Raw genomic sequence first — 12,913 nt, forward strand, 5'->3', positions numbered from 1 at the left:
AAATGAACGATATTTTAAAAATTGCAGATAAAACGTTTGGTTCTAGATTGTTTACAGGAACAGGAAAATTTAGCTCCAATCAACTCATGTCTGAAGCTTTAATCGCCTCAGAAAGTGAGTTAATTACGGTGGCATTAAAACGCGTTGATATGGATAATGAACAAGATAAAATGCTGCAAAGTATTTTACGCCCCAACGTGAATTTACTTCCAAACACATCGGGCGTTCGCGATGCGAAAGAAGCTGTTTTTGCTGCACAACTAGCGCGTGAAGCTTTGGAAACCAATTGGATTAAATTAGAAATTCATCCAGACCCCAAATATTTATTACCAGACCCTATAGAAACGTTGAAAGCTACAGAAGCATTAGTAAAACTTGGTTTTGTAGTGATGCCATATATACACGCAGACCCTGTTTTGTGTAAAAGACTTGAAGATGTAGGCGCACAGTGTGTTATGCCTTTAGGAGCGCCCATTGGCACTAATAAAGGCATTAAAACAGTCGACTTTTTAGAAATCATCATCGAACAAAGCAACGTGCCCGTTATTGTAGATGCAGGAATAGGAAGTCCGTCGCACGCCGCCTATGCCATGGAATTAGGAGCCGATGCCGTTTTGGTAAACACAGCCATCGCTGTTTCGCAAAATCCAGTTATGATGGCTAAGGCTTTTAAACTGGCTGTAGAAGCCGGCAGAATGGCCTATAATGCCAAATTAGCCAGCATTAAAAAACATGCCGAAGCCAGCAGCCCCTTAACACGTTTTTTAAATTAATAAACACGGTTCTAATTTTAGAAACCAACTCCTAAACCCCTCAACTCCTCAATGCATAAAACATTCCAAACCCTATTCGACACCTACAATTGGAACGACACCCTGGCGAGCATCCATGCGAAAACGGCCCAAGATGTTGAACAGGCGCTTTCCAAAAACAAACGCGATTTAGAAGATTTTAAAGCATTAATTTCTCCGGCAGCAGCCCCATTTTTAGAACAAATGGCGCAGTTAAGTAAGGCCATAACCAAAAAGCGTTTTGGAAACACCATGCAAATGTATGTGCCCATGTACTTATCAAACGAATGCCAAAACATTTGTACCTATTGCGGGTTTAGCATGACCAATAAAATACCACGCAGAACCTTAACCGATACCGAAATTTTAAAAGAAGTCGCCTTTTTAAAATCTAAGGGTTACGATCATATTTTACTTGTTACGGGTGAAGCCAATAAAACAGTGGGTGTTCCGTACATAAAACATGCCATGGAATTGATTAAAAATCAGTTTTCAAACATCACCATAGAGGTGCAACCTTTAGACCAAGATGCGTATGAGGAATTAATGGAAGCCAACCTATACGCTGTTTTGGTATATCAAGAAACCTACCACCGCGATGCCTATAAAAAACACCACCCAAAAGGTAAAAAGTCGAATTTTGATTACCGTTTAGATACGGCAGATCGTTTAGGTAAAGCGGGCGTTCATAAAATAGGCTTGGGTGCTTTGTTTGGTTTGGAAGATTGGCGCGCCGATAGTTTTTTCACCGCCATGCATCTAAAATATTTACAAAAAACCTATTGGAAAACAAAGTACTCCATCTCATTCCCAAGGTTGCGACCGCACAGTGGCGGCTTAGAACCCAAAGTAGAAATGACCGACTCCCATTTGGTACAAACCATTTGCGCGTTTCGGTTGCTAGATGAAGACGTCGAATTATCCATGAGCACCCGCGAAAGTGAAACTTTTAGAAACAACATTGTGCATTTAGGCATCACCTCAATAAGTGCCGAATCTAAAACCAACCCAGGCGGTTACGCCGTAGACCCACAGACTTTAGAACAGTTCGAAATTTCAGATGAACGCTCTACCGAAGCCATTGCAAACATGTTAACAAACACAGGTTTAGAACCCGTTTGGAAAGATTGGGCTAATAATTGGAATTGAAATAGGGTAGTACAACAAGTTTGATTGGGTTATTATTTTTGAAATAATACTATGATTTAAAAGTTAAGATTTTCGATATTAATATTTACTGAAGTCTTCCTATCTTGCATTTAAATATTATTCTAATAATCAGTTATGAAAATAAATAAGGTAAGAACAATTGACTCTTTTGATTTAAAAAATATTGCAGCATAATGGCAAAAAACAATTGGACAAAAGAAGAAACAATTGTAGCATTTAATGTGTATTGCAAAATACCTTTTAAAAACAGCAGTAAATCCAATCCTACTGTAATAAAATATGCAAACATAATTGGAAGGTCTCCGTCTGCATTAAATATGAAAATTGGAAATTTTGGAAGACTTGATCCTGAATTGAAAAAACAAGGTATTACAGGTTTAGTAAATGGTAGTAAACTTGAAGAAGAAGTTTGGAATGAATTCAATGGAAATTGGGATGAATTGGCTTTTGAAAGCGAAGAATTAATTGCTAAATTCCAGAACAAAGAAGTTAAAGAAATCAATTTAGAAAATTTACCAGAAGGAAAAGAAAGAGAAACTACCATAAAAACTAGAATAAATCAAAGCTTTTTTAGAAGCGCTATTTTATCTTCTTACAACATTAAGTGCTGTATAACGGGGCTATCAATTCCTGAGTTTTTAGTAGCTAGCCATATAATTCCTTGGTCAAAAGATAAAAATAATAGGACAAATCCACATAACGGGTTATGCTTAAATTCAATTCATGACAAAGCTTTTGATAAAGGATTTATAACTGTGACACCAGATTTCAAAATAAGAGTTTCAAAATACTTCAGTAGTTATTCAAAAGATAAAGCTGTTAATGATTTTTTTATAAAGCATGAGAATCAAAATATCACAAAACCAGAAAGGTTTTTACCGAAAAAAGAATTTTTAGATTATCATTTTCAAAATATTTTTATAAAATGAATACCCTCCAAACCATTAATACAGAATATTTAAGAGCTTCTAAAACCTTGGAAACGACTGTGGTTTCTAAAGAAAATTTAAGTAAAGTTTTCTTCATTTATAATTATGAAGGAAACTCTTTTAGAGTTTTTGAAAACCATTTAGATTTGATAAACTTCTTCCAAAATAAATCGGATTCTTTTATTCATTTTAGTACAGAAACTGATCTTGATAACTTTTTATTAAACGTAAAAATTTCATAATTACTAAAAGTTATGACTACTATAAAATTCTAAAAACACCCAACCAAAACAAAAACCCTTTCATACCCCCAAACACTAAAATAGCGTCTTAAAACGTTATCATTTTTTAATTTCATTACCTTTGGCTTTTAAAGCAAAAAAGTTGAAATTCACATACAGTCAAAAAGAAAAACTTAAAAGCAAAAAGCTTATCGAACAAATGTTTGCCAATGGGCAATCGGTTTCGGCATTTCCGTTGCGTTTGGTGTATTTACCAACCACGTTCGATGAGGCAATTGTGGCTAAAACAGGCGTTTCGGTTAGTAAACGAAATTTTAAAACCGCCGTTGATAGAAACCGTATAAAACGGTTAATGCGAGAGGTTTATCGCTTAAATAAAGCCAGCTATTTTAACAACATGACAACGCAATATGCGTTTATGATTTTGTACATTGGCAAAGAAAAACCCAACTTAACCCAACTGGAAGCACGTATGAGTCACCTTTTTGGTAAGTTTTTAAAAAAGGTTTCTGAAACTGAAAAATTACAAGGTGATGACATCGCATAAGCAAGTCCTTGTGTTAACAACAACCCTGTTAATAAAAGTATAGCATCTCGCCTTTTTAAAATAATAAATCTTAACAGATGAAAAAATTACTTAAAAAAAGAATACTAATTCCGGTTTTAGCGAGTGTGTTGTTTCTATCGACCACCGCTTTTAAAAACGACTTTTTTGAAATAGCTAAACAAATAGAAATATTCACCACGCTTTTTAAAGAACTCAACATGAATTATGTAGACGAAACCAACCCGGGCGACCTTATGGATACCGCTATAAAAAGCATGTTGGCCAATTTAGATCCCTACACTAATTTTATGAACGAACAGGATGTAGAAGCTGCTAGAATTAACAATACCGGCGATTATACAGGCATTGGTGCGAAAGTAAAAACACAAAAAGATAAATTAATTATTGTTGAACCTTATAAAAACTATCCGGCAGATAAAGCAGGTTTAAAAGCGGGCGACGAAATTATAAAAGTAGGCAACACCCTAATTTCGACTTACAAAGAAGATGCTGGCGAACTGCTTAAAGGCGCTACAGATACACCGGTAGAGGTAACTTACAAACGCCAAGGTAAAACCCAAATAGCTACTATAAAACGTGCTGAAGTTGAGATTAAAGCGGTACCACATTTCTCGATGGTCAATACCAAAACAGGTTATATTGTATTGAGTCGTTTTAACAATAAAGCATCGGCAGAAACCAATTATGCACTCCGCGATTTAAAAGCCCAAGGTGCCGAACGTATTATATTAGATTTACGTGGCAACCCAGGCGGCTTGCTTAACGAGGCTATTAACATTGTAAATTTATTTGTGCCTAAAGGGCAGTTGGTGGTTACAACCAAATCTAAAGTTAAAAAATACAACAAAACCTATTACACCCAAAACGACCCGATTGATACCGAAATACCTTTGGTTATTTTAATTGATGGCGGTAGCGCATCGGCCAGTGAAATTGTTTCGGGTTCTTTACAAGATTTAGACCGCGCCGTAATTGTAGGATCTAGAAGTTTTGGTAAAGGTCTGGTACAACGCCCTAAAGAACTGGTGTATGGTACGCAGGTAAAAATTACTATTTCTCGTTATTATACACCATCTGGTAGATGCATACAAGCGCTGGATTATTGGCATAGAAATGATAAAGGCGAAGCTGTGCGTGTAAAACAAGAAAACTACAACGAGTTTAAAACCAAAAACGGTAGAAAAGTGTTTGATGGTGGCGGTGTATTTCCCGATGTGAGTTTTAATGCCTCTAAAAATGCGTCCATTATAAACGCCATTGTTAATAACGATTTGGTTTTTAATTACGCTACCAATTACTATTACAACCACACTATTAAAGATATTAACAGCCTGAAATTAACCGACAGCGATTTTTTAAATTTTAAAGGCTTTTTAAAGACCAATAAATTCTCATTTGAAACCGAAACTGAAAAAGCTTTAAATAAAGCTTTTGAAGCCGCAAAAAATGATGATTTGGATGATAACATTAAAACCGACTTTAACACGCTTATTTCCAATTTAAATAAGTCGAAAATTAGCGTTATAGATGAAAATAAAACCTATTTGTTAGAGTTATTAACAGAAGACATTGTAAAACGTTATGTGTACCGCGAAGGTTTGTATGATTATTACAAAATACACGATTCTGAAATTAAAAAAGCCACCGAAATTTTAGGAAATCAAACTAGCTATTTAAGCTACTTAAAGTAAAATATGTTGTTTTTCAACCGCTTGTAAGGGTTTTTAAACTTAAAAGAGTATCGGTGTTCATCAAAATTCATTAAAAACAGTATATTTAGATACTGTTCAATTTCTACTTTATGACCAAACAACTGGTATTTTTATTCATACTTTTTCAATCTGTTTTTGTGTTTTCTCAAAAAGAACTCACTCATGAAGTTTATTTTGATACCGATAACTACAACATTATTTCTACGGAAGAAAGCCGCTTATTACTTTTTATTTCAAACCTTTCGGATATTGATATAGAATCTATTTCCATTTTTGGTTTTTGTGATGATGTGGGCGCCGATTCTTATAACCTTAAACTATCGCAACAACGTGCCAATGCTATTAAAACCGTTTTTTCTAACAATGAAATTAGCGAAGATTTAATAACGAATGTGGACGGAAAAGGTAAAATTTTATTAAAAATTGTTGAAGAAAAAAACCTAATTAAAATACGAGGTTTAAACCGTAAAGTTGAAATTATAGTCAAACCAAAACCACCTGTAGTTGTAGAAGTTACACCCGAAGTAAAGGTGGAAACCCCTGAGAAAAAAGAGGCGCATGAACGCTTAAAAGGCGAGCTTAAAGTGGGTGATAAAATAGTGTTCGAAAATATTTTATTCAAAACAGGGTATAGCCAAATTATGCCCGAATCTAAAAAAGTGTTAGAAAATATTGCCGAAGTTTTAGTAGAACGAAAAGGTGTTTATTTTACCATACAAGGCCATGTATGCTGTACACAAAATAGTAGAGATGCGATAGATAGAAAAACAAAACTTCGTAACCTATCTGAAACGCGTGCCAAATACATTTATGATTACTTCATAAAAAAAGGAGTTGATAAACGACGTATGCGCCATATTGGACTGCGTAGAAAATTTCCGCTTGGTGGCGACCCAAAACTAGACAGACGTGTAGAAATAGTTATCACCTATGTGGTTAAATAAAACGCTTATATACGGCCTTTTTTTAACGCTTACTAGTGTCATTACATCGGCGCAAAATACCGCCATTCCCGATCCTAATTTTGAACAAGTTTTAATAGACATTGGTTTAGATACCGCACCTATAAATGGCTTGGTGCCAACGGCTAATATTAATACCATTACCAATTTAGATGTTGCTGGAAAAAATATTTTAGACCTTACAGGTATTGAAGCTTTTACCGCTTTACAAATGTTGGATTGTTCGGTGAACTTATTAACAAGTTTAAATGTTTCTAATAATACCAGTTTAAAGGAATTATACATTTATAACAATCAAATACCAACTATAAATTTAAGTCTTCTTACAGATTTGAAAATTTTATGGTGTTTTAGTAATATACTATCCAACCTGAATGTTAATAACCAAACGGAATTGATTTCTTTGGTGTGTTGGGATAATAATTTAAGTAGTTTAAACACGTCCAACAATACCAAATTAAATGTTTTGGTCTGCGATAATAACAACATCAGTACGCTAGATGTTTCAAAAAACACCACCTTGAGTAGGTTTCAATGTGGTACTAATTTAATTTCAAATTTAGATGTTAGTAACAACTTAAACCTCTCTTATTTATCTTGTGAAAATAACCAATTAACAACTTTAAATGTAAATGTTAATAACTCTCTAAACACGCTATATTGCCAGTTTAATGCATTGACTGCCTTAGATGTATCGAACAACAAATCCCTAATATTTTTAGATTGCAGCAACAACCAATTGTGTGAATTGAATGTAAAAAACACCAACAACAGCAATGCTACGGTAAATTTTAGTTCTAATTTAAACCTAAATTGTGTGGTTGTTGATAACCCAACGGGAACTCACACTAATTGGTTGCCTGCAGGTTTTTCAAATTATGTATCTAACCAAGATCAATGCAGTAATTTTGTAAATATTGACAGGTTAGAAAGTGTGATAACCAACACCTTATACACTTTACCTGGACTAACTTATGGAAATTACTTTACTGAAACTGGAGGCCAAGGAACGCCTTTATTTCCAGGTGAAAACATAAACACCTCCCAAACTATTTATATTTATAATGAATCGGTTTGTGCTACGAATGAAAGTAATTTTACTGTGTTAATAACTTCGGAAGCCTATTATATTCCTAAATATTTCACCCCAAATAACGATGGCGTACACGATGTTTGGAAGGTTCAAGATTTTAATAATAGCATTAAAAATATTGCTATTTATAATAGGTATGGGAAACTTTTAAAATACTTACCAGCAAACACCAGCGGTTGGAACGGAATTTTTAATGGAAAACTTCTAGAAACTAATGATTATTGGTACGCAATAACTTTACATACAGGTGAAACCATTACGGGGCATTTTGTTTTAAAACGTTGAATAAAAACTAGTTACTTAAGTACAACATCGCAATATGAGAAATATTATCTTCCATAAGAACTAAACTTTACTAAACTCCAAAATAAAAACAGTCCAATAAGACCTATTGTTGCGTGTCCATAAAAAACTACCAACAAAAGTAAGAGGCTAATTATTAGAATAACTGTTTTAAAAAAACGAGTAGATTTACTATGAGATTTTGATAGTTTATTATTCAATAATTGATTCAAATGGATTTCATCAGATTTTTTTAAATAATATTTAATCTCAAATTCATCAAACCCTTTTGCATCCATTTCTTTGATTATTGCTTCTTTGGATAATCCTTTTACTCTTAGTGATATGATGTAGTCGAGTTTATTCACTTTCAGTAATAATTGTTGCTAACATCGCAATATGCGGAATATTATCCTCCAAATATTCATCTCCAAATTCAACAAAACCACAGTTATTATAAAATGATTTTAAATGCGCTTGCGCGGAAATTTGAATGGTTTTCGCCTTAAAATAGGTTTCAACAACTTCTACAGAGGCCTTCATTAAATCGTAACCATATTTAAAAGCACGTTGGTTTTTTGCAATAACCACACGACCAATACTGGCATGTTCAAAATAATCGCCAGCTTTAAAAATACGTGTATAGGCCACTATTTTTTCATCTTTAATACCTAATACATGCCATGCTTTTTGGTCTTTCCCGTCAATATCTTGATACACACAATCTTGCTCGACTACAAAAACTTCACTACGAAGTTGTAAAATATTATATAACTCTTGAGTTGTTAACTCTGAAAATGTTTTTACTTGGGTATGTATCATAACAATATTATTCAATAGTCTGTACGAAGTACGTATAACTGAAGTTATTATTTTTAAAACTAAAATAGAAGAGATTACTTCGTTTTACTCGTAATAACGGTTTATAACTAATCTTGTACAATCACTTCTTTAGAGTCGTTTTTATTAAACTCCGGTTGAATGGTGATGTGGTTTATATTAAATTCTTCATGTAAAAGGCTTTCAATGGCTTGTAAAACGGTATCAAATTCGGTAATAGAAACATCTTCATTTAAATCTAAATGGGCTTCTAAATGCAGCTCGTTATCACTTAAGTTCCAAATATGTACGTGGTGTAATTTTTTAACTTTAGGTAATTCATTCACCAAACGCACCACCTCTTTAATACTAATATGTTCTGGTGTAAATAACATGAGCATTTTGGTAGATGTTTTTAACAAATCATACCCCACCCAAATTAAATAAAGTGCTATTAAAAAGGTAAGTAAACTATCTACCCAAAAAAGTTGATAAAACTTCATTAATAAGCCACCAATAAGCACGGCAACACTTGCTAACATATCTGTTAATAAGTGTAAATAAGCACTGCGCATGTTAATATTATTGCTCGCATCTTTTTTAAGTAAAAGAACACTTAGGCCATTCGCCAAAATACCTAACACCGATAACCAAATAACTAAGCCCGAGTTAATAGTTTCAGGATTATCAAAACGTTTAACAGCTTCTATTATTAAAAGGACAGCGACTATTATTAAGGTAGCAGCGTTAATAAATGCTGCTAAAATTTCAGCACGTTTATAACCAAAGGTTCTGTGAATAGAAGCTTCTTTTCCAGCAAGTCTATTAGCTATATAACTAACAACCAAAGAAATAACATCGCTAAAATTATGAAGTGCATCGCTTAAAAGGGCTAAACTACCAGATACTAAGCCGCCTACAACTTGTGCAGCTGTAATAAGAATGTTTAAAAAAATAGAAATTAAAAGATTACTACCTTTTAACTCATTATGAGAATGTGTATGCGAATGAGAATGACTCATTTAACAAGATACCGGAATTTTATCGATGCGTGTTTGGTGACGGCCACCTTCAAATTCTGTGTTTAAAAAAACATCAACCATTTCAATAACTTGTTGTACTGCCGTAAACCTTGCAGGAATACATAAAATGTTCGCATTGTTATGGCTACGTATAAGATGTACAATTTCTTTGTTCCAACATAAACCGGCACGAATTTTTTGATGCTTGTTAGCTGTCATGGCAACACCATTAGCACTTCCACAAATTAAAATTCCAAAATCGGCTTTATTAGTTTCAACATCGGTAGCAACTGGGTGCACAAAATCGGCATAATCTACGCTATCACTATTATCAGTACCATAGTTATTAACAGTATAACCTTTTGATTCTAAGTGTTTTGTAATAGCAAATTTATAATCCGTTCCTGCGTGGTCGTTTCCTATAGAAATTTTCATTATATATATATTAGGGTATCTTTATACAAAGGTAGCAATTATAAACAATGTGTATTACTATATTCATTACTTGTTAATAAGTGTTGATAGAATTTTAAAAGAATAAAATTGAAAATCCATTTATTTTTCCAATCAAAAACAGAAAGTATATATCCTAAAATTTAACTCACTTTTTTTAGCAATGTTATTAGCTTAAAAATTGAAGTCTATAAACAGTGTTTTTAAAAATCTTATTAATAATTAACAGTATTTCAAAGTTGTTAACAACTGTTTATAGAAAATTTAAAATCCTTAAAAATGAAGCTTTTAAAGTAATATAACATGTTAACTTCGTATTAATAGAATGTAAATACAATGTAATCAAAATAAAACTTAATAAAGTTATACCGCTATTAACAAACTATAATAACAATCATTTAATTTTTTAAATTTTAAAAAGAAAATATATATATAGTATATAATGTGGATAACTACAATTTAAGGTAGCTTAACATTAAAAAAATATGCTTTAATATTAAAATTGTAACTTTGCTAAAAGAAATAGCAAATACTTCTCCTAATATATTGCTATTTAATAAAACAATTTCCTGTATCTTAGGAAATAGAAAATGATTACAAAAATTACATGACAAGAAAGAAAAACGGAAAATCCAAAAAAGGCATTTCCAACCTTACAAATACTATTTTAAGTATTTTAAAAAAAGATAGAAACCAAAGTTTTAATTATAAACAAATTGCTGCTAAACTAGATGTAAATGATGCTAGTAGTAGAAATCAAATTATAAAAAAATTAGCAGAACTTGCTGTTAAAAAAGAAGTTGAAGAAGTAGAAAGAGGCAAGTTCAAAGCGGTTATTAACACTGAATACCATACCGGTATTTTAGATTTAGCGTCTAAAGGAAACGGTTATATTATTTGTGACGATTTTGAAGATGATGTGTTCATCGCTTCCAATAACGTTAATAAAGCCTTGAATGGTGATGAAGTAGAATTTTATGTTTACAAACGTCGCCATCGTGGTAAGTTAGAAGGTGAAATAACACAAGTTTTAAAACGCGATAAAAGTGAATATGTAGGTGTGATACAATTGCATGATAAATATGCTTTTGTAATTGCCGATAGTAATAAAATGTACAAAGATATTTTTGTACCTATCAATAAAACTTTAAAAGCTGAAGACGGCGATAAAGTATTGGTAAAACTAGAAGATTGGCCAGAAAAAGCCGATTCACCTTATGGTAAAGTGATTCAAGTTCTGGGTAAACCAGGCGATCATAACACCGAAATCCATTCTATTTTAGCGGAGTATGGCTTGCCTTACGAGTTTCCGCATGAAGTAGAAGAATTTGCAAATAATATAGATACGACTATTACCAAAGAAGAAATTGCGAAACGTCGTGATATGCGTAAAGATTTAACGTTTACGATAGATCCAAAAGATGCGAAAGATTTTGATGATGCCTTATCTTTTAAAATTTTAAAGAACGGTTTATACGAAATAGGTGTGCACATTGCCGATGTATCGCATTATTTACAAGAAGGTACTGTTTTAGATGATGAAGCTTACGAGCGTGCAACTTCTGTGTATTTAGTAGATAGAGTAGTACCTATGTTACCAGAAATATTATCGAATAATGCCTGTTCATTACGTCCGCATGAAGAAAAATTTACTTTTTCTGCGGTATTTCAAATGAATGATAAATGTGAAATTAAAAACGAATGGTTCGGTAGAACTGTGACTTATAGTGATGCACGTTTTGCTTATGAAGAAGCGCAAGCAGTTATTGAAAATAATATTGGTTTAAAACCAGATGAAATTTCTCAACTTGATAAAATAGATACCACGATTCCTCAAGAAGTTTCTTTAACTGATACAGCATATAATACTGCTCCAGAAATAGCACAAGCCATTTTAAAAATGGATGAGTTAGCTAAAAAAATGCGTAATAAACGTATGAGTTCTGGTGCGATCTCTTTTGATAAAGTGGAAGTTAAATTCAATTTAGATGAAAACGCTAACCCAGTAGGTGTGTTCTTTAAAACAAGTAAAGATGCTAATAAATTAATTGAAGAATTTATGTTATTAGCCAACCGAAAAGTATCTGAATTTGTTGGTAAACAATCTCCAAAACAAACGTTTGTATATCGAGTACATGATGAACCAGATGAGAGTAAACTTGCTAATTTACAAGGTATTGTATCTCGTTTTGGTTATAAATTAAATTTTAAAGACCGTAAAACAACATCAGCATCACTTAATAGTTTATTAAAAGATGTGAATGGTAAAAAGGAACAAAATTTAGTTGATACCTTAACCATTAGAACGATGAGTAAGGCCGAATATACCACCCATAATATTGGACATTATGGTTTGGCTTTTGATTATTACAGTCATTTTACATCGCCAATTCGTCGTTATCCAGATGTGATGGCGCACCGTTTGTTACAACATTATTTAGATGGTGGTAAATCTGCCAACGAAGCTATTTACGAAGAAAAGTGTAAGCATTCCAGTAATATGGAAAACTTAGCAACCAAAGCAGAACGTGATTCTATTAAATACATGCAAATTAAATTCATGCAAGATCATAAAGATGAAAATTTTGCAGGGGTTATTTCTGGTGTTACAGATTGGGGAATTTATGTTGAAATTATAGAAAACAAATGTGAAGGGATGGTAAGTGTGCGTGATATGAAAGATGATCATTATGCCTTCGATCAAGAACAGTTTGCTGTGATTGGAAGAAACACAAAAACCATGTATCAGTTAGGTGATGAAGTTATTGTAAAAGTTAAGAATACAGATTTAGTTAAAAAACATCTTGATTTCACTTTAATTGGAAAAAATGAATAGCCTTTAAATCCAAGGTATTTTTTAAAAAAGGTAA

General features: G+C 32.7%; 13 protein-coding genes. 9 read left to right on the plus strand and 4 right to left on the minus strand.

Annotation, left to right across the window (positions count from 1 at the left end; genetic code table 11):
• Nucleotides 1-2 precede the first annotated feature (2 nt).
• From Q5N74_RS07920 to Q5N74_RS07955, 8 genes are all read left to right on the plus strand, one after another.
• Nucleotides 3-773 (plus strand): thiazole synthase, encoded by a 771-nt coding sequence (locus Q5N74_RS07920; RefSeq protein ID WP_304388228.1) that lies wholly within the window; start codon nucleotides 3-5, stop codon nucleotides 771-773.
• Nucleotides 774-824: 51 nt separating this feature from the next.
• Nucleotides 825-1,940 (plus strand): 2-iminoacetate synthase ThiH, encoded by a 1,116-nt coding sequence (gene thiH / locus Q5N74_RS07925; protein ID WP_304388229.1) that lies wholly within the window; start codon nucleotides 825-827, stop codon nucleotides 1,938-1,940.
• Between the two features lie 194 nt (nucleotides 1,941-2,134).
• Nucleotides 2,135-2,890, plus strand: coding sequence for an HNH endonuclease (locus Q5N74_RS07930; RefSeq protein ID WP_304388230.1), 756 nt, complete (start codon nucleotides 2,135-2,137; stop codon nucleotides 2,888-2,890).
• On the plus strand, nucleotides 2,887-3,132 hold the full coding sequence (locus Q5N74_RS07935) for a hypothetical protein (RefSeq protein ID WP_304388231.1): 246 nt from the start codon (nucleotides 2,887-2,889) through the stop codon (nucleotides 3,130-3,132). Before Q5N74_RS07930 ends, Q5N74_RS07935 begins: the two co-directional genes overlap by 4 nt.
• Nucleotides 3,133-3,274: 142 nt before the next feature.
• Complete coding sequence (gene rnpA / locus Q5N74_RS07940; protein WP_304388232.1) at nucleotides 3,275-3,679, plus strand: ribonuclease P protein component; 405 nt, start codon at nucleotides 3,275-3,277, stop codon at nucleotides 3,677-3,679.
• 77 nt (nucleotides 3,680-3,756) lie between these two features.
• The gene (locus Q5N74_RS07945; protein WP_304388233.1) at nucleotides 3,757-5,391 is read left to right on the plus strand and encodes a S41 family peptidase; all 1,635 of its coding nucleotides are present in this window, start codon (nucleotides 3,757-3,759) and stop codon (nucleotides 5,389-5,391) included.
• A gap of 110 nt (nucleotides 5,392-5,501) precedes the next feature.
• A complete protein-coding gene (locus tag Q5N74_RS07950) occupies nucleotides 5,502-6,356 on the plus strand; it encodes an OmpA family protein (RefSeq protein ID WP_304388234.1) in 855 nt (284 codons plus the stop codon).
• Nucleotides 6,343-7,752 carry a T9SS type B sorting domain-containing protein gene (locus tag Q5N74_RS07955; protein WP_304388235.1) on the plus strand — a complete coding sequence of 470 codons (1,410 nt, stop codon included), beginning with the start codon at nucleotides 6,343-6,345 and terminating at the stop codon, nucleotides 7,750-7,752. The genes Q5N74_RS07950 and Q5N74_RS07955 overlap by 14 nt, the downstream gene beginning before the upstream one ends.
• A gap of 44 nt (nucleotides 7,753-7,796) precedes the next feature.
• Here the strand turns inward: Q5N74_RS07955 and Q5N74_RS07960 are convergent, their stop codons facing one another.
• From Q5N74_RS07960 to rpiB, 4 genes are all read right to left on the minus strand, one after another.
• On the minus strand, nucleotides 7,797-8,117 hold the full coding sequence (locus Q5N74_RS07960; protein WP_304388236.1) for a hypothetical protein: 321 nt from the start codon (nucleotides 8,115-8,117) through the stop codon (nucleotides 7,797-7,799).
• Nucleotides 8,110-8,571 (minus strand): GNAT family N-acetyltransferase, encoded by a 462-nt coding sequence (locus Q5N74_RS07965; RefSeq protein WP_304388237.1) that lies wholly within the window; start codon nucleotides 8,569-8,571, stop codon nucleotides 8,110-8,112. Before Q5N74_RS07965 ends, Q5N74_RS07960 begins: the two co-directional genes overlap by 8 nt.
• Before the next feature lie 107 nt (nucleotides 8,572-8,678).
• On the minus strand, nucleotides 8,679-9,590 hold the full coding sequence (locus tag Q5N74_RS07970; RefSeq protein WP_304388238.1) for a cation diffusion facilitator family transporter: 912 nt from the start codon (nucleotides 9,588-9,590) through the stop codon (nucleotides 8,679-8,681).
• On the minus strand, nucleotides 9,591-10,025 hold the full coding sequence (gene rpiB, locus Q5N74_RS07975) for a ribose 5-phosphate isomerase B (protein ID WP_304388239.1): 435 nt from the start codon (nucleotides 10,023-10,025) through the stop codon (nucleotides 9,591-9,593).
• Nucleotides 10,026-10,650: 625 nt separating this feature from the next.
• On the opposite strand from rpiB, the gene Q5N74_RS07980 reads away from it, so the two are divergent.
• Nucleotides 10,651-12,879 carry a ribonuclease R family protein gene (locus tag Q5N74_RS07980; protein ID WP_304388240.1) on the plus strand — a complete coding sequence of 743 codons (2,229 nt, stop codon included), beginning with the start codon at nucleotides 10,651-10,653 and terminating at the stop codon, nucleotides 12,877-12,879.
• Nucleotides 12,880-12,913 lie beyond the last annotated feature (34 nt).

The organism is Mariniflexile sp. AS56 (genome assembly GCF_030552475.1).
Lineage (GTDB): Bacteria > Bacteroidota > Bacteroidia > Flavobacteriales > Flavobacteriaceae > Mariniflexile.